Source organism: Larkinella harenae (assembly GCF_054780515.1).
Genome location: NZ_BAAGWE010000002.1, coordinates 869,380 through 888,232, shown reverse-complemented (window position 1 = coordinate 888,232; position 18,853 = coordinate 869,380). Strand labels below are relative to the sequence as shown.

12 protein-coding genes are annotated in these 18,853 nt (G+C 52.5%); all 12 read right to left on the bottom strand.

Annotation, left to right across the window (positions count from 1 at the left end; genetic code table 11):
• Nucleotides 1–6: 6 nt before the first annotated feature.
• Complete coding sequence (locus tag ACYVH9_RS14970; protein ID WP_460637169.1) at nt 7–942, bottom strand: sugar ABC transporter substrate-binding protein; 936 nt, start codon at nt 940–942, stop codon at nt 7–9.
• Nucleotides 943–963: 21 nt separating this feature from the next.
• Nucleotides 964–1,950, bottom strand: a complete 987-nt coding sequence (locus tag ACYVH9_RS14965; RefSeq protein ID WP_460637168.1) for an ABC transporter permease — start codon at nt 1,948–1,950, stop codon at nt 964–966.
• A gap of 19 nt (nt 1,951–1,969) precedes the next feature.
• On the bottom strand, nt 1,970–3,463 hold the full coding sequence (locus ACYVH9_RS14960; RefSeq protein ID WP_460637167.1) for a sugar ABC transporter ATP-binding protein: 1,494 nt from the start codon (nt 3,461–3,463) through the stop codon (nt 1,970–1,972).
• 78 nt (nt 3,464–3,541) lie between these two features.
• Nucleotides 3,542–4,705, bottom strand: coding sequence for a Gfo/Idh/MocA family protein (locus ACYVH9_RS14955; RefSeq protein ID WP_460637166.1), 1,164 nt, complete (start codon nt 4,703–4,705; stop codon nt 3,542–3,544).
• Nucleotides 4,706–4,853: 148 nt separating this feature from the next.
• A complete protein-coding gene (locus ACYVH9_RS14950) occupies nt 4,854–5,885 on the bottom strand; it encodes a sugar phosphate isomerase/epimerase family protein (protein ID WP_460637165.1) in 1,032 nt (343 codons plus the stop codon).
• Nucleotides 5,886–5,997: 112 nt separating this feature from the next.
• Nucleotides 5,998–7,221 (bottom strand): class I mannose-6-phosphate isomerase, encoded by a 1,224-nt coding sequence (locus ACYVH9_RS14945; protein WP_460637164.1) that lies wholly within the window; start codon nt 7,219–7,221, stop codon nt 5,998–6,000.
• Nucleotides 7,222–7,249: 28 nt separating this feature from the next.
• Nucleotides 7,250–8,305: an aldose 1-epimerase family protein gene (locus ACYVH9_RS14940; protein ID WP_460637163.1), complete on the bottom strand. Its 1,056-nt coding sequence runs from the start codon at nt 8,303–8,305 to the stop codon at nt 7,250–7,252.
• Nucleotides 8,306–8,396: 91 nt separating this feature from the next.
• Nucleotides 8,397–9,131: a 3-keto-disaccharide hydrolase gene (locus ACYVH9_RS14935; protein WP_460637162.1), complete on the bottom strand. Its 735-nt coding sequence runs from the start codon at nt 9,129–9,131 to the stop codon at nt 8,397–8,399.
• 145 nt (nt 9,132–9,276) lie between these two features.
• Nucleotides 9,277–11,970, bottom strand: a complete 2,694-nt coding sequence (locus ACYVH9_RS14930) for a c-type cytochrome (RefSeq protein WP_460637161.1) — start codon at nt 11,968–11,970, stop codon at nt 9,277–9,279.
• A gap of 342 nt (nt 11,971–12,312) precedes the next feature.
• Complete coding sequence (locus tag ACYVH9_RS14925; protein ID WP_460637160.1) at nt 12,313–13,818, bottom strand: RagB/SusD family nutrient uptake outer membrane protein; 1,506 nt, start codon at nt 13,816–13,818, stop codon at nt 12,313–12,315.
• Nucleotides 13,819–13,858: 40 nt separating this feature from the next.
• On the bottom strand, nt 13,859–17,062 hold the full coding sequence (locus ACYVH9_RS14920; RefSeq protein WP_460637159.1) for a SusC/RagA family TonB-linked outer membrane protein: 3,204 nt from the start codon (nt 17,060–17,062) through the stop codon (nt 13,859–13,861).
• A 351-nt stretch (nt 17,063–17,413) separates the two neighbouring features.
• A complete protein-coding gene (locus tag ACYVH9_RS14915; RefSeq protein ID WP_460637158.1) occupies nt 17,414–18,847 on the bottom strand; it encodes a DUF1501 domain-containing protein in 1,434 nt (477 codons plus the stop codon).
• Nucleotides 18,848–18,853: the final 6 nt, after the last annotated feature.

Sequence of the window (18,853 nt, the reverse complement as noted above, 5' to 3'; positions counted from 1 at the left end):
GTAATGTTATTTCATAAAATTAGCCAAATTTTCTTTAGTTACCAACTGAAAGGGAATCAAGATTTGTTTCTCGTACGGTTGACCTTTGGCAATTTTGATGGCCGTTTCGATGGCCTGCGCGCCCTGTTGTTCGGCATTCTGGAAAACCGTTGCGTCGAGTGTACCCTTCTGAACGGCCTGCAGGGCATCCGGAATGGCGTCGATGCTGACCACCACCACTTTATTCTTCAAACCGGCATCGGTCAGGGCTTTGACGGCACCCAGGCCCATTTCGTCGTTCTGGGCAAATACCGCATTGATGGTATTGCCGTACGACTGAATCCAATTTTCCATCAGGGCCATGGCCTTGGCGCGGTCCCACTCGGCGGTCTGGTGGGCGATGAGTTTCAGGCCGGGGTACTGCTTCAGCACTTCGCGGGCACCCTGTTCGCGTTTGATCTGGGCGGCTTGTCCCATATAGCCGTGCATCATCAGCACATTGCCTTTACCGTTCAGTTTTTCCGCAATAAACTTCAGGGCAATCCGCGCCGACTCCACATCGTCGGAACCAATGAAAGCCGAGGGTTGGGCCGTGGTTTCGGAGTTGACGTTGATGATCGGGATGTTGGCGGCCAACGCCTTTGTTACGGCGGGGGAGCTGGCTTCTACTTCGCAGGGGTTCATGATGATGGCATCGACGCCCTGTGCAATAAAGCTTTCCACTTGCTCAATCTGTTTCAAGGCCGACCGTTCGGCATCGACGGTAATCAGCTCCACATCCGAGGCCTTCGCTTTCTTCTCAATTTCGTCGTTGACGTTGACAATGAACTCGTTCTGCATGCTGAGCATCGAGACGCCCACCGTCAATTTTTTCTCGCCGTTTTCGCCCGACGAAGATTGGTTACAACTGGTTAAAAGGCTGGCAATGAGAAAAGGGAAGGAATAGATAATAATACGTTTCATAAACTAGCTATAGAGAGTCGGTTATCCGTTCTTGTGTTGATTCATACTATCCAAAACCACCGCACTGATGATGATAATGCCCATCACGACCTGCTGATAGTAGGAGGTGACGTTCATTAAATCCAGTCCGTTGCTGATGACGCCGATCAGCAGCGCACCGATTAGCGTGCCGGTCATGGTGCCGGTGCCCCCCGACGTGCTCGTGCCTCCAATGATGGCGGCCGCAATGGCATCAAGTTCAAAACCGGCACCCGCGTTTGGCTGGCCGGTGGTGATGCGGGAGGTCAGCAGAATGCCGGCCAGAGCCGCCAGTCCACCACAGAGCGTGTAAACCACCATTTTGACCTTATTCAACTGAATACCTGACGCTTTAGCGGCCTGTTCGTTGCCACCAACGGCGTACATATAACGGCCTAAGACGGTTTTTTTGAGTAATACCGAACAGATGATGAAGAAAACGATCAGGATGATGATGGGCGTTGGAATCCCCAGCAGTTGACCACCACCAATGAAGTTAAACGAATCCGAGAGGTTCGAAACCGGTCGACCTTTGCTCAGAATGAGTGCCAAACCACGGCCAATCGTCATTGTGCCCAGCGTCACAATAAACGGAGGCACTTTACTTTTGGTGACGACTAACCCGTTGAACGCGCCCAGCAGCAAACCGGCCGCCAGTCCGGCCAGCACCGGTACAATGACCGGATACGTATCCGGGTGTGCAAACAGGGCCGCTACGACTCCCGTTACGGCTACCGTGGAGCCGATGGAAAGGTCGATGCCACCCGTAATGATGACGAACGTGACGCCAAACGCCAGCAGCGCATTGATCGAAACCTGCGTGACGATGATCATCAGGTTGGAAACCGTCAGAAACCGCGGGGTTAGCAAAGAAAGAACAAGACAAATCGCGATGAAGGCAATCAAAAGACCGTATTGTCCCAGACCGCGCAGGCGTAGTTGGGATGGTTTTGCAGGAGCAGTCGCTTCAGGTTTAAAAACGGTTTTCATTCGAATCAATCAAGCGTAATTAGTGATGCACCGCGTAGTGCATAATCGTTTCCTGCGTGGCATCTTCCTTACTCAGCAGTGCGGTTTGCTGGCCCTGCGATAGCACCAGGATCCGGTCGCTAAGGCCGAGGATTTCGGGCAACTCCGACGAAATCATGATGACCGCGATGCCATCGGCGGCTAGTTGGTTAATCAGTTTATAAATCTCTGATTTAGCCCCGATGTCGATGCCCCGCGTAGGCTCGTCGAGAATGACCAGCTCCGGCGATGATAGCAACACTTTGGCAATGACCACTTTCTGCTGGTTTCCACCGCTCAAAAACTGAACCTGCTGATCGGGCCCGGGGGTTTTGATACGCAGGTCCGCAATCATTCGAGCCGCCGTTGTCGCTTCGCTCTGGTCCTGAATGAACGGTCCTTTGGTGTGATTTGACAGACTGCCCAGCGTAATGTTGTGCTTTACCGACAAGCCGGGAATGAACCCCAAACCTTTTCGATCTTCGCTAACATAACCAATTCCGTTTTGAATGGCATCCTGTGGAGTCTTGATAATAAGTTGTTTTCCTCTTAAATAAATTTCCCCTTCATCGAGTGGGTCCAGCCCGAAGATGGCGCGGGCAATTTCGGTACGCCCGGCACCCATCAAACCCGCCAGCCCCAGCACCTCGCCGGCGTGAACCTCAAAATTGATGTTGGCAAATTTTCCGTTCCGGCGCAGGTTGCGAACGGCGAGCACTTCTTTCCCTTTTTGCGTCCTAGAATCCGGAAACAAACTGGCAATCTCCCGCCCAACCATCATCCGGATGAGCGCGTTATTATCCAGCTCAGCCGCTGGTTGGGTGGCGATGTATTTGCCATCCCGCAAAACCGTAATGGTGTCGGAAATAGTAAATATTTCGTCCATTTTGTGGGAAATGTAAATGATGGCAACACCCTGTTGCTTCAGATCGCGGATGATCCCAAAAAGCGTGGCTACTTCCTTGTCCGACAGGGCGGAGGTCGGTTCGTCCATAATGATCACCTTGGCATTGTTCGAGATGGCTTTGGCAATTTCCACCATCTGCATTTCGGCCACGCTCAGGTATTTCATTTTGGTGCTGGGCGAAATTGTCACGCCCATCTGCGTCAACAGCGCGCCCGCGTCCTGATTCAGCTTTTTCTCGTCGATCCAGCCAAACAACCCTCCGCGCGATTCGCGGCCCAGAAAGATATTTTGGGCAACGGTCAGTTCCGGCACCACCAGCAGCTCCTGGTGAATCATAGAGATGCCTTTTTTCAGCACTTCGCTGACGGCCTGACTCTTTAATTCCTGTCCTTCAAAAAAAATCTCGCCCGCATCCGGTTGGTATAGCCCAACCAGAATTTTCATGAAGGTCGATTTCCCGGCCCCGTTTTCGCCCATCAGCGCGTGAACCTCGCCTTTCCGAAGGTCCAATTGCACCCCGTCCAGCGCTTTCACACTCGAAAAGGTTTTGGAGAGTCCGCGAACGGTAAGAATGGAATCCGAATGCATGATTGGTGTAAGAACGAATTTCGGGATAAACAACAGCCCACGGTTTTAACCGTGGGCTGTCAATTCAAGCATACTAAATTAGTTCTCCGTCCATTCCACGCCAGTGTCCTGCCAGCTTCTAGCTTTGGCCGAGTTGATAACGGCTTCGCAGACTTTCTGGGTTTCCAGGGCATCTTTGAACGTCGGATTGCAGGGTTCGCCGGTTTCCAGGCTTTTCAGGAAGTCGGCTACCTGGTGGACAAAACCGTGTTCGTAACCGATGCCCAGACCCGGCACCCACCATTTGTCCATATAAGGCTGATCGCCATCCGTGACGTGAATCGAGCGCCAGCCGCGCACCACCGATTCATCGCTGTGGTCGAAATATTCCAGGCGGTTCAGGTCGTGCAAGTCCCACCGAATCGAAGCGTTTTCGCCGTTGATTTCAAGGGTGTACAGCGCTTTGTGTCCGCGCGCGTACCGGGTCGATTCGAACAGACCCAGGGAACCGTTTTCGAAATGGCAATGGAAGATACAGGCATCGTCGATGCCCACCGGTTGCACTTTACCCGTAACGGCATGCATCCGTTCTTTCACGAAGGTTTCGGTCACAGCTGATACATCCGTAATCCCGCCGTTGATCCACATGGCCGTGTCGATGCAGTGCGCCAGCAAGTCACCCGTTACGCCCGAACCGGCGGCCTCTACGTCCATCCGCCAGGTTCCCGTTCCACCCTGTGGCACGTCGGCGTTGATGGTCCAATCCTGCAGGAAGTTGGCGCGGTAGTGAAAAATCCGGCCCAGTTTGCCGGAAGCTACGATTTGCTTCGCCAGCGTGACGGCTGGCAGACGGCGGTAGTTGTACCAAACCGTATTGGCCACACCCGCTTTCTCGACGGCTTCCACCATCTTTTCACCTTCGGCCAGGCTGCGGGCGAGCGGTTTTTCGCAGAGAATCATTTTACCGGCGGCAGCCGCGGCAATGGCGATTTCAGCGTGGGTATCGTTGGGTGTACAGATGTCAACGGCATCGATGTCGTCGCGGGCGATGAGCGCTTTCCAGTCGGTTTCGATGGATTCGTACCCCCACTGATCAGCAAACGCCTGCACTTTCTCGGCGTTGCGTGAGCAAACGGCTTTCAAGACCGGTGTATATTCCAGATCCGGGAAAAAATTGGGTACGCGTCTGTATCCGTTGGAGTGCGTGCGGCCCATGAAACCCGTTCCGATCAATCCAATTCGTATTTCTTTTTTAGCTGCCATTTGAAGGTTTAAAGTTTAAGGTTTAAAGTTTAAGGTATCTGGTTTTCGGTTTACAGTTCGCGGTTTCCGGTGGCTGACACACTCTATTTTTGGTGCGTATCAACTACCGAAAACCGAAAATTGTAAACCGAAAACGATAAACCATAAACTACTCTGACCACCCGTGCTGGTCACGGACTTTGATCATTGCCGCCAGGATGTCGTTCCAGGTCTGTTGTTTATACATAACCTCATTCGGGAACATACAGCCGTCCCAACAGATGTGTTTAAAGGCTTTCGTCACGTTGCCGTTTTCGTCGCGTAGCCAGTAGCCGGCGTCTTTGGTAATGTCGAGTTTGCCGTTCGGATCCGTGGCCAGACAGTGCCGCCCGGTTTTGTCGTGCGAACCGGTTCCGTGGACCGTGCCGTCGTTCTGCGCCACGTGGAAGTCGATGGTCCAGGGGCGAAGAGCCGCCGTCATTTCTTTCAAGCCTTCTTCCAGCGTCGCGCGGTCGCTCCAATCGAAGTCGGCGGGCAGAATCCGGTCCTGCGGGCTGTTGTAGCCCAGAAGATACAGGAACGTGTGCGACATATCGGCCTGAAAGCCCATATTCGGACGGTCAACGGCTTCCAGTGTGTCGATCATGGCGCGCCAGCTGTGCATTCCGCCCCAGCAGATTTCCCCTTCAGCGGCCAGTTTTTCACCGTAACCGGCCGCTACGTCGCAGGCTTCGCGGAACGTATCGGCGATCAGTTTGGTGTTGCCTACGGGGTCTTTCGCCCAGATTTCCGGCGAACTCGCGGAGTCGATCCGGATGACACCGTACGAACGAATCCCGATTTCTTTCAGCAACTGACCATATTCGCACGCTTTGCGTACCATGTCGATGAACACCGCCCGGTCTTCTTTGCTACCAAGCACCGGCCCGCCCCAGATCGGAGCCACCAGCGAACCAATCACGAGGTTATGAGCCGCTACTTTATCGGCTAATTTCTTCGCACCTTCTTTGGGGTCATTGATGTCAATGCTGGGATCGAAAAGGCCCACATCAACGCCGTCGAACTTCACACCGTCGACTTCCGCAGCCGCCGTCAGTTCGAGCATGGTATCAATCGGAATCAGGGGTTCAGAATCAGGTCCTTTTCCTACCACGCCCGGCCAGGTGGCGTTGTGGAGTTTGGGGAAATTATTCGTGCTCATGATCAATGTTGGTTTAAGGTTTTCGGTATTCAGTTTTCGAGATACGGTTTTCGGTAGGCAGGCGCATTTTATCAAGCGAAGCTACCGAAAACCGTATCTCAAAAACCGTAAACTATAATACTAAGTCGGGGTTGGCGGGACCGAAGTGTTTCAGGATCACGATCGGGTCCGTTGTCGACGGGTTAACGATGGTTACGCCTTCCAGCGCGGCTTTTTCGCTGACAAAAAATTCGTCGTTCGTCAGTTGGCCGTAGCGGATCAGGGCGGGGGTTTCGATGTCCCAGACACCCAGTTTGCCGTGTCCCTGCATCACAATCAGGCCGTAAGCCGCACTGTCTTTGATGGTAACGGTTTGCCCCGGCAATACCGTTAGTTCCTTGGCGCTGAACGCTTCGGACTTGTAGCAAACCCATACCTCGCTGTAGCCTTCGGCTTCCATTTCGGCTTTGTCTTTCACCGGTTTTGGCGCCATGAAGCGGTTTTTCATCATCTCCGGATCGACGTTCAGGTCCCAGTCGATGGCTTCCATGAGTTGATCGTAATCACCGATGCGGTCTTTGGGGGTACCGTTCCAGAGCAGTTCTTCCGGAATGATTGCTTCGTTCACCAGCGATTGATACATCGCAAATACGTCGGATGCTTTCTGCGGCTCGTAGGTACACAGGCTACCCGGCGCGTGCAGCAGACCCGGCGGTACATCCCAGCCGGTTCCCGGCTCGAGCCGGTAGGCCATCGAATAATTGGTGATTTTGTTATCGCCTTTGGTGAAGTTTTGCAGGCACTCCTTGATCGTTTCCTTGCTGGTGCCGGGTGCAATTCCGATAAACGTGTACGGGAAATCACCGCCGTGGTTGTTCAGTTGCGGAGGGAAATAGTATGCTTCCGGTTTGCCCAGCTGGCCGATCTGCGCTGCCTGCTCGTCGTTGTGGTGCAGGTGGTGGGGGAGCGGCCCCATGTTGTCGAAAAACTTGGAATACATCGGCCAGCTGCCGTACTCGTTCCACAGCCGGTCGCCGATCAGTTCACCTTTCAGCTGGTCAACGGCATCTTTCAGCAGAATTTGCACTTCCTGGTCGCCATCCTGAAAAACGATCTGGCTCAGCCCTTCGTTTTCGCCCGTCAGCGGACCGTTTTTGGCAGGTGTGGTGGATGATAACCAGCGCTCGTCGATCCCACCGCGCTCACCGCCCAGAACGTAATAATCGTCGGGGTGCAATTTGATCCGGCGTCCGGGAACGCAGAAGGAGCGGGGAACCCAGGTAGGCGCCAGCCGTACGATACCTTTTCCTTGTTCTAATGCTTTTGCAGCTACACTTACTTGCTCGGTTGTTTCCATGAAGGGTTCACTTTAAATCAACTTTTACTTATTTTCTTAAAAAGGAATGAATGGTCTCTTCCTTACTCAAAATTTCAATTTCGACGTCATAAGTCCGGCTTTCGCCTGGTTGCAGAAACAGCAACGTGTTCTGCTGGCGGGCGGCTGCCTGACCAATGGGCGGATGCGTACCCGGTTCAATGCCCGTTACGTATTCGCCGTGGCCCCAGTGTTGCCAGTTGGTTAACCACGGTAACTGCTCTTTCCGAAACCGTAAGGCGAGGGCAAAACCGAGGTTCGCGTTGTACAGACCAGCGGAACAAACGCCGTCAGCATCGGCCTGAGGGTCGATAATGGCCACTTCCTCGCCAAAACCGTTGTGATCTTCGCGCGGAGCGGGGCATTTCCGGAAGTCGTGGCCTTCCACAAAAATTTTGTTTTCCTGATCCGGATGCCGGGGTTGCCAGTTGCCCTGCCAGACGATGTCGGTGCCTTCATCGACGAGCGGCCAACCGAAGTTGAAATGGTACAGCAGCATGTGCGGAGCCGCCGTGTTGGCCCGGTTGATCACTTCGTCGTGAATCCGGATGGTTGGCTGACCGAGTGTGCCCGAAATCGTGCGACGGAGTTCCAGACTGGGCCCGAAGACACGGGTTTGCCGGATAATGCCGGTGATGCTCATGTCGAATTTACCCCGCGCCGGATCAGGCTGGACGATGGATTCTATTTCGGCGGGAAGATTGCTGATTTCGCCGTGCAGACCCCGGTCTCCGTACTCGTCGGACTCTGGGCCGCCCACGTGTGTCAGACCGCAGGTGGTCAGCAAACCGCCGGTGAATGTGCGGAGCCAGTCAATGCCCTGATCTGAAAACGGTTGGGGAGGAACCACCCCGACATGACTGATCCAGGCCAGGCCGTGCTGATTGTAAAAGGCATCGGCAATGTCCATGGCCCGGTCGATGACGACTTTGTAGCGCAGTCCCGTTCCGGTGTTGATCCAGGCAATTCGGGTTCCGCGTCCGGGGCCATTGTCAAGAACGGCCGTTTCGATGCCGCCCCATTGGGACGGATGAGAGAGTTTATGTTGCCAGTTTGGGAGTGTCAAATCTACGTACGGTTTTCAGTGTACGGTTTACGGTGGGCTGACGCATTCAGGAAATAGCGTGTGTCAGCCCACCGTAAACTGTAAACGAATACTATTGCTTGATCATCAGATTGCGGTATTGCACTTTCATCGGTGGGCCGACGTGCACCTGAACGCCCAGCAAACCCTTGGCAGCTCCGTTGACGGTATCTTCGTCGGTTACTTCGCTCATCAGGACACCGTTGATATAGTGCTGTAATTTGTTGCCTTTTATAATCAGGTGGAACGAATTCCAGTCACCGCTCTTGATTAAAGTCTTCAGCGAGTCGGAACTACCCAGCGAACCCGTCACGTTGAGGCCATTCCAGGCATTGCGGCTAACGTTGGCGCGGATGCCTTCCGGGGTTGCCTGTCCGGTAAATGGTTTGATGGTGGTTTTCTGGCCGCGATACGCCAGCGTGGTGCGCTTGCGTTCTTCGTAGTTCTGGCCGGTGTAGTTATTTTTGCCGTCAATGTCGGCCTGGTAGCCGCGCAGGGCGAAGGGAATATCGGTCAGTTGTTCGCTACGGTAGTTGATGCCGGAGTTGCCGGATTCGGTAATGTTGAACTCGCCTTTTAGCTCAAAATCAGCAGGTTGTCCGCCTTTCCAGATGATGAAGTTATTCGTTTTCAGGAGGGTAGTTGGCGTGATTTCACCCACCAGGACACCGTTTTCGGCGCGCCAGTACGTCGGGTCGGCATCCCAGCCATCCAGGTTCTTCCCATTGAAGATGGATACAAATCCTTTTTCTTTTTTACTCTTTTTTCCTTGTGCCAGGCTGGTTGTCGTTATACCGCTAATAAGCATTGCGGCTAGTGTTAGCCCAACCGGAAGGAGTTTCAATCGTGTTTTTGTCAACATCGTACTGTTTGATTTTTAGCGCTTGAAGTTTGCGAAAGCGAAAGAACCGTAATTCCAGCTCAAGGCAGAGAATTACGGTTCTTTTCGTTATTTATTTGCCTTTAGCGGCTCCTCCACCGGTTTTATATACCTCGTTGTCTGGATTTCCTCCCGCTTTCAGATAAGCCATCAAATCCTTCAGCTCTTCGGGATTCAGGGCGTTAATCAGCCCTGGTAACATAATCGACTCAGTGGAATACTTGGTTGAGGTTACATCTTTCTTCAGAATTTTGCGGGTTTGCTCCGGAGCAAACGGGTTCTGAGAAATCGTATAGCTTGCCTTGTCTTCAGACAGCTGGCGTCCTACCACCGACTGACCATTTTTCAGGTAATAGATCGTGGATGCGTATTGATCCGAAACCGCTTTGTTCGGGTCAATGATGGCTTCCAGCATGTCCTTATTGGAGAAGCGGGTGCCGAGCTGCGTGAGATCTGGGCCAATGTCTCCGCCCGATCCCTGGATCGAATGGCAACGGCTGCACAAAATAGCGCCGTAGATTTTCTTGCCCTGCTCGAAATTCCGGCCCGAGAGATCGTTGCCAACGGCGGCAACGGCATCATCCAGTTGCCAGCGCCGACCCGGTCCTTTAGGGGCGTAGCCCATTGCCAAATCATTTCCCGACGTGGTTAGGAGATCAGCGCCCGACATTTTGTTGTATTTTTCAAACTGGTCTTTGGGAACGTGAGCCAGTGCCAGTTTGCGGGCACGGTCGATAAAGCCAACGTAACTGCGGCCCCCTTGAAATTTGAATGCATTGCCAAACCAGGTGAAGTATTTATTCCGCAGCTCGGGTGTCCAGCCGGTTTCCTGGCGGCTCAACATGACGGCGTAATAGGTTTGTTGCAACGGCGGCACCTTTTCCAGCATTTTGGCAATATCCAAACCATACTGTGGGTTCCGCAAAATCAGATCAGAAGAGGCTGTTGAAGGCGTTAAATCAAGCGCTTCCATGCCCGGTTCTTCTTTTTTGTCCATCAATGCCAGTGTTTTGCTGACAACCCCCGGCGCTTCCAGGTAGATGAGAACTTTGCTCAATCCCCGGTTCAACAAAGCGGTTTTCGCCGGATAATGTGGATTCAGATACGCAATAACCTTTGATTTGTCAGCGGCTTCAGGTGCTCCCATCCGAAGGAAAATCAATTCAAAAGCGCGGAGTACGTCAAATTGCTGCGATTCGGAAAGTTGCGCATAGTTTGTCTTGAGCAGGGTGTTGATTGCACCGCTTTTTGCATCGGGTTTGCCTTGCCGTGCCAGTGCGACAATGGCCTGCGTGGCGCGTTGGGGGTTGGTTTCAGCAAGAGCTTTAGCCTGCCATTGGGCTACGGGTTGGTGTTCAACAGCAATCCGGGCTGCATAGCGTACAAAACGGTCGGGGTGGCTCAGGTGGGGCCAGGCAGCTTCCAGAGCAGCCGGATCGGGTTGGCCGTGATACTTTTCGAGGCTTGTTCTGAGTTTATGCTCCGGCGTGATGCTGGCTGTCATAGCCGCAGTTGAAGTCGATTCGGAACCGTTGTAATAAACGCGGTACAAATCAGATTCCAGCCGGCGACCACCGGTCAGGAAGTACATAGCACCATCAGGACCAATGGTACCGTCGGTTAATGGAAGCGGTGAACCAGAAATAAATTCTTCCCGTTCGCCGGCATACGTAGCGCCTTTGGGCTTGAGGTGGATGGAATAAATGATCCCGAAGCTCCAGTCAAATGCATACAGGGACTGACGGTATTTTTGTGGGAATTTAGCATTCGCTCCGTAAAACACGTTGGTGGGTGAGCCCTGGCCAATATTTACCAACGGCGGTAAATTGTCGGGATTCCCCGGCAGCCATTTGCTGTTACCCGTGCGCCAGCCAAATTCGGCACCACTCGTGATGTGGCAAATCCGGGTTGGGCGGTACCAGGGCGTACCAAAATCCCACTCCATATCCGAGTCATAGGTAAACATATCACCCGCTTCGTTGAAGGCCACATCGAACTCGTTCCGGAAACCGGCACCAATCAACTCCCAGCGTTTGCCTTCCGGATCGACATTGGCTACCCATCCGCCGGGTGCCATGCGATCATTGGCATGTCCACGAGGGTCTTTGATGAGCGGAAACAGGTTGTCTTCCTGCCAGTTGGACGGTAACCGGTAGGCGTCCATTGGTGGAACGTCGGTGTGATTTCCGGCCACTACATAAAGGGATTTTTTATCGGGTGACAGGACTACGCTGTGCGGTCCATGTTCACCTTCGCCTTTCAATTCTCTTAAGAGGGTAACTTTATCGAACTGGTCGTCGCCGTCGGTGTCTTGCAATCGGTACAGACCGCTGGGTTTCGGAAATCGGTCACTGGCCCGGTTATTGACCATTACGTAAAGGCTGTTAAAGGCGTACAAAAGCCCTTGAGCATACCCCATACCCACCTTAGCAGTGTCGGATTTAATCTCTAATTTCTCAACCTTAGGTTTCGCGCCGGAGCCAATCGGTGGCATTTGCAGCCGGTACAGGGAACCGTACTGATCGGAGGTAATCATCCGGCCTTTGTCGTCGAAGGCCATGGCAACCCAGGAACCCTGCTTTTCCTCGGAAGGACTGTACAGATGCTCCGCCTTAAAACCGGGCAGCAGCTTCAGCTTGTCGATTTTTGAGTTGTCGGCCAGGTTCTTATCCGTTCCCGAAACCTGCATCGTAACCCAGGATGCCCCGAGTAGTGCCAGTGCGGAAACCGATAAAAGCAACTTAACCGATCGGTACGTTGAAAACATAAGTGATTGGGTTTATACAGTAAAAAATGCTTGTTGGCCCAAAAGCCAGGAAAAGCCGTTAACTATTAAGTGATATAAATTCAATGAAATGGTAAAATAATTGATATCCTTCGACATGATTGTCCGGCGCTGTACTGACCGGGGCAAATAATTTGGAAGGATTGATTCGGGATGGATAATAGGTATACGGTTAAAGTCGACAAAAGGGCTCTGGCTTAGAACGGTTTGGTATAAAAGGGAAAAGAAAAATCTTCTTACTGATTGGGGCAAAAAGAAAGCTTTTCAAACCCTCCTGGAAAAGCAAAATCCGGGCGGTTCCGAAAAACCGCCCGGTAGAAACTGCTAAAAATGCGGAGTCAAGGCTGCTTCAACTGCCGGCAGACCGTAGTAGTCGTCCAGCACCGTAAAGGCGTTGGGGGGCGGAACGGCCCCGTCCGGGAAATAATAAGCCGCCGGATTCGCTTTTACTTCTGCGCCGTACGCCGTGATGATTTCCTTTACCCGGCCGGTTCGGGTCAGGTCAAACCACCGTTTGTTTTCGAAAGCCAATTCGACACGGCGCTCTTTGAAAATGGCTTCGCGCATGGCTGTCTGCGAAGTAGCCGTTGTTGCAGGCAGGCCCGCCCGGGTGCGAACCCGGTTGAGGTGGGTTGCGGCTTCGGCGGTTTTTCCCTGCTCATTCAACGATTCGGCCAGGAAAAGCAGGACTTCCGCGAACCGGTAAACCGGCCAGTTCTGCCCCGTATTGCCGTGCAGCGAGTGCGTGCGGGAATACTTCTTAATGTACGGAAACTGTTTGTTGGTCCGTAAACTTGTGCTCAGTGTGAGGGTGCCAATGGTGGCATCCTTGCGTTTGTCACCGGTTTCGTAAGCTCTGATCAGGTTCGGCGTTGGGATGTTGTTGCTTTCCTGCGACGTAGGCTGGGTATTGGACGTCCCCGTCAAGGGTTTCAATTCATCGATGGTGATCGGAGAGGGGATAAACTGGTACATGAAGTTTCCGTTAAATCCGGCGGCTCCTTCCATGTACTGAACTTCGAAAACCGATTCCTGATTGTTTTTATTGCTGGTGGTGTTCGAAAACGCATCGTTGTAGTCCGGCATCAACTGGTAACTGTCGTTGGTGACCACGTCTTTCATCAATGGTTCGGCCTGCGCCCATTTTTTCTGCGTAATGTACAGGTTGGCCAGCAGGGTTTTTGCCGCGCCGGATGTAACCCGTCCGGCTTCCTGTTTCGCCTTGTTGGGCAAAAGCGCAGCGGCATCCTTGGCATCTTTCTCGATCTGGGCGTAAACTTCGTCCGCCGTCGAAAGCGGCAAGGCGGCTTCTTCGCGGTTCGGAACGGGTTTCAAATGCAGAGGTACTTTGCCGAACAACCGGATCAGATCGAAATACGCAAACGCCCGCAGAAACATGGCCTGCCCTTTGAGGTTATTCTTGGAAGCCTCCGCAAAATCGACGCCGTCGATGGTGGTCAGAATCTGATTGGCCCGGGCAATGATCTGATAGTTCAGGCGATACTGCTGGAGTATGTTGTCGTTGGCGGTTACGCCATTTGCCGTTGGTACGGCAAAGTCAGCCAGGTTTTCCGTTGCATCCACCGCCCCGTACAGAATGTTTCGGGCGTAGTAGGCATTATCGGAATGCAATTCCTGCAGTTTCCAGGCCCGGTCGTTGAACATCGGGCGCAGGGGTGCGTAGGCGGCATTGACGGCCTGCACGAAATCAGCTTCTGTTTTAAAGAAGGTCGCAGAACTTAACTGAGTTTCGGGGGTAACGGTTAGAAAATCGCTGCAACTGCTCAACGAGAGTGCGATGAGACAGGCTGCTATATAGTTGGTTCTCATAAGAAATCAAAAGGAGTTTGAAACGTGGAAACCACTGCAACTAGAAGTTTAGATTAACGCCAACCGTGTAGGTACGCGGAACCGGGTAGTTGGAGAAGTCAACGCCCTGACTCAGGTTTCCGCCATCACCACCTCCATCAGCCTGAGCGCTGGTTTCCGGGTTGGGGCCACCCCAGTACTTCGTGAACACGTAGGCCTGCTGAACGGAAGCGTACACCCGGGCCGATTGGAAGAATTTGTGAAGCTTGCCAAACGTATAGCCAAGGGTGATATTCTTGATGGTAAAGAACGATGCATCGGCCAGAAAGTGGCTGCTGTTCCAGTCGCGTTCGAGACCGGTATAGTTTCCTCCCTGGTTGGTTGCGCCATACATGCCTTTTCCTTCCGTAATCAACGTTCTGCCAATTACTTTACCCTGGGCGTCCAGGACATTTTTGGCCCGGAAACGATCTTTAACACCTTCTACCATGTTGAACACCCCGTCGAGGTTGGCCGTACTGTAAAGGTGGCGAACCCAAAGCTGGTTGCCGTAGGAGCCTGAACCCACGATGGAGAAATCCCAGTTGCCATAGCTCAGGTTGTTGGTAATACCGTAGGTGAATTTGGGGAACGGACTGCCAATGATAGTCCGGTCGTCCATATCACCACCATTGGTGATCACACCATCTCCGTTCACATCCTTAAACTTGATGGTACCAATGGCCGAACGACCCGGAACACCGGGGGATGAATTGACTTCTTCCTGGGTTCTGTAGAAACCTTCCTTTACCAGGCCGTAAAACATCCCGAAGGGCTGGCCAACCTGCGTAATGTGGAACGTTCCGTATACCCGGTCAATACCCGGAGCCAGCGCTAAAACTTTGTTGCGGTTGAACGAGATATTGGCGTTGGTTGTCCATTGCAGTTTGCCTTCGGTATTACGCGTGGTAACGGCAAATTCATGACCCCAGAACTTAATTTCACCGATGTTATCCCAGAAACTACCAAATCCGGCTTCCTGCGGAATTTGTACCGCATAGAGCAGATTGGTCGTGCGTTTGGTGTAGAAATCGTAAACAAACTGAATCCGGTCATTGAACAGACCTAAATCCAGACCCAAGTCAAGTTGCCGGGTGGTTTCCCAGCCCAGGTTAGGGTTGGCCAGCGACGTTACGGCCGCTCCGGTTGCCACGGTGCTGCCAAACACCGAGTTGACGGTATTGTTAATCAACGCATACTGGGTGTAGTTACCAATGTTGTTGTTTCCGATAATCCCGTAGCTCGCCCGTACTTTGGCGAAAGAAACCTCGGGCGTGCTTTTCAGGAAGTCTTCATCCGAAACGACCCAGCCCGCTGAAACAGACGGGAACGTTCCCCAGCGGTTGTTGGACCCAAACCGGGATGAACCATCGCGACGGATCGCGGCCGTGAAGAGGTATTTCCCTTTGTAGTTGTAATTCAGACGCGATAGGAGGGACGTCAGCGTCCAGTCGTTTACCCCGTTTTGCGTACCTCCCCGGCTGATGTTAAGCGCTCCCTGAATAGTTGGCAAACGGTCATCGGCATACGTGTCGGCTTGGATGCGTGAAAACTCCTGCCGGAACCGCTGGTTCGTGTAGCCTCCCAGAAGCTCAAAGTTATGATCCCCAAAAGTGCGGCTGTACGTCGCCGTATTTTCGTTCAGCCAGCCCACATTTTCCAGCGCCTGCCGGATCGACACCGCCGTCGTCGGAATCGGTACGTTCATGGCACTCGTGGCTGTCGAGGGATTGAAGAAGAAAAACTTGTTGTTCTCAAATTCAATGTTGATGGTTGATTTCAACCGCAAACCACTGATGGGGCTGTATTGCAGGTAAGCATTGCTGAGCAGCTTGGTTTGCTTGTTCTGGTTAATTAGTTCCGTAGCAGCCCGCACCCAGTTCGGGTAATTGTAGATATTGCCGGTACTGCTGGGGAACGTATTGAACTTCGTCAGGTCACCGTTTGCATCACGAATGGGCATGACGGGCCAGGTGTGCAGTGCGTTGAACAAAATACCCGTACCACGGTCACCGTCGGTGCGGGGGGTGTTATCGAAAACGTACTGCGGGGCAATGTTAAACCCAAGCCGTATTTTATCGGAAACGTCGTAATCCGTGTTCATCCGGAGGGAGTAACGCGTGTATTTCGTATTCAGAATAACGCCTTCCTGATCAAAAATCCCCGCAACAATCGACGTTCTGGCCTTTTCGGTATTCGAGGAGATGGTCAGGTTGTAGCTTTGGATCGGAGCTGTGCGGAGCAAGGCACCAAACCAATCGTTGTCCTTGTCGGCGTATTGCGCCGGGTTCTGGAATTCGGCGGGAACGGGTTTGCCTTCGTCTTCGTAATACTCTTTTTTGAATTGGGCGAATTCCTGGGCGTTCAGCATCTTGATACGTCCCTTTTCCGGAACCTGCTGTATCCCTACAAAGGTGTTGAAGCTCACGCTGGTTTTGCCGGCCTGTCCGCGCTTGGTCGTAATGAGAACAACCCCGTTGGCGGCTCTCGATCCGTAAAGAGACGTCGAGGAGGCATCTTTCAGGACGGAAATGTCTTCAATTTCGTCGGGGTTGATAGCGCCAATATTACCCGTGATCGGAAAACCGTCGACCACATACAAGGGTTCGCTTCCGGCCGAAACCGATAACTGGCCCCGAATCCGGACAGACATGCCCTGACCCGGTTTACCGGTGGCCTGGTTAATCTGAACGCCCGCCAGGCGGCCCTGGAGCTTCTGGGTCACCTGCGAAACCGGAATGTCTTTCAGTTCCTTGGCCGAAACGGTCTGCACGGCCCCCGTTACTTCCTTTTTCAACTGGCTACCGTAACCAACGACAACTACTTCCGACAGCGTCTGATCATCGGGTACGAGTTTGACCGTTACTGTGGTTTGATTGCCTACGGGTATTTCTTGCCGCGAATACCCAACGGAGCTGAATACCAGTGTTGCCCGGTTATCGGGAACCGAAATTTTGAATTTCCCGTCGGCATCGGTAGTGGTGCCCTGGGTTGAACCCTTGACCACTACGTTAACGCCTGGCAACCCCAAACCACTTTCATCGGTTACCGTACCCGTAATGTCGATGGCTACGGGAGCAGTAGACAGGGTGGCTTTTCTGGCCAATTCAGTCGTTTCTGAATTGGCCCAGGCGGGGCTGGTTAATAAACTGAGAGCCAGACACTGAGTCAGCATCTGCCGGGCAATACTTTGGGAGGATCCCAAGCGCGTAATGCGTTGTTTCATGGTAAAAATAGAGTTGATAAGGTTGTAGGAAAATCCCCGTTGCCGAGGTATTTACACACTACTGGGGTAGGCAAAAAACAAGGAGGATACCTTGCGCCACTGGGTTTACGGCATAGTAAAGACGGTTTAAACTCTTTTTAGAAATACAGGGAACTACACTGCTTTTTAAGTAAATCAAAATAGTAACATACAAATCTTTTTTAGCAATCGCCGAACTGGCTTGTTTGTATGTCACAATTTAATATTGAATAAATTCAATTTATAAAAAGCAATAATATGGACTGTCCTTTACTCTGCTGTTTTTGCAAAAAAGGATGCTTATTCGATTAAATAAATTAGTATGAGGTATTTTTAAGCCAGCAAATCCATGACTGCTTTCCCCTTTCCGTCGGGCGTGGTATAAAAGGGCCGCTTTTCGATTTCGTATTGGGTATCTTCTGCAATGCCCAGGGCGTGATAAATGGTTTGGTGAATGCCGTCGATTTTAACCGGATTTTCGATGGTTTTGCACGGGCGTTCGTCAGCCGTTTTACCGTATACGAAGCCTTTTTTAATTCCTCCGCCAAACATCAGGAGTGAACTGCCGTCGGTGAAGTGCCGGTGCATTCCGTAAAATTTCAGGTCGGAAAGAATATCCGGCTGGCTGACCTGTTCCTGTACTTTCTCACCCGGACGGCCTTCCACCATCATATCCCGGCTGAATTCGCTGGCCAGAATGATCATGGTGCGGTCGAGGTGGCCGGATTGGTCCAGGTCTTTGATCAACTGCGCAACGGGGCCGTCGATCATTTTCTTCATGTCGACCAGCCGCGTGTGGCCATTTTCGTGGGTATCCCAGCCTTTAAACGGTTCGTATTCCGTGGTGACGCTGATAAACCGGGCGCCCTTTTCTGTCAGTCGGCGGGCTAGCAGACAACCCAATCCAAACCGACCGGTATTGTAGATGTCGTAAATTTCCTTGGGTTCGGTGCTCAGGTCGAAGGCTTTGGCTTCCGGTGAGTTCAGGAGCATGTAGGCCTGTTCCATGGAGCGCTTGAGCGATTCCTTTTGGTAATCGCTACCAAACTCGCCGAACGGGCTGTTACTGATCAGGTCGTTGTACAATTGGTTCCGGCGCTCAAACCGTTTGGCGTCCATCCCAACCGGCGGCCGGACGCTTTCCAGCCCCTGGCTGGGGTCCGGAATGAAAAAAGGACCAAATTCATTGCCCAGAAAACCGGCGGTATGAAAGGCCTTGAGCTCTTCGGCTTCACCCACCGTAAACCGTTGACCAATGTCGATAAAGGCCGGAATAACCGGATTTTTGGGGCCAAGTTCTTTGGCAATCCAGGAGCCGATGTGCGGAGCCGCTACGGTTTGGGGTGGTTCATAGCAGGTATGCCAGTGGTACTGATGCCGCGAATGCAGGATGTGTCCGAGGTCAGCCGAAACGTACGAACGGATAAGCGCTCCCTTGTCCATCACCTTGCCGATGGATTCAAGACCTTCCGAAAAATTGATGCCGTCTAAAACCGTTGGCACGGGTTTGAACGTGCTCAGAACGCGATTGCCCTCCATGTCCTTCTCGAAAGGCGTATATTTCTTCGGATCAAAGGTTTCGGTATGAGCCATACCACCTGCCATCCAGAGCAGAATCACCGTGTCGGCGGTGCCATTGGTTTGTCCGATTGTTTTGGTTTTACAGCCTGACAGAAGGCTCGCCATCGGAGCACTGGCTGCCATAGCTGCCAAAGTTGCTGCGCTGGTGCGCTGTAAAAATTCCCGTCTGTTCCACCTGGTTCTCATCGTATG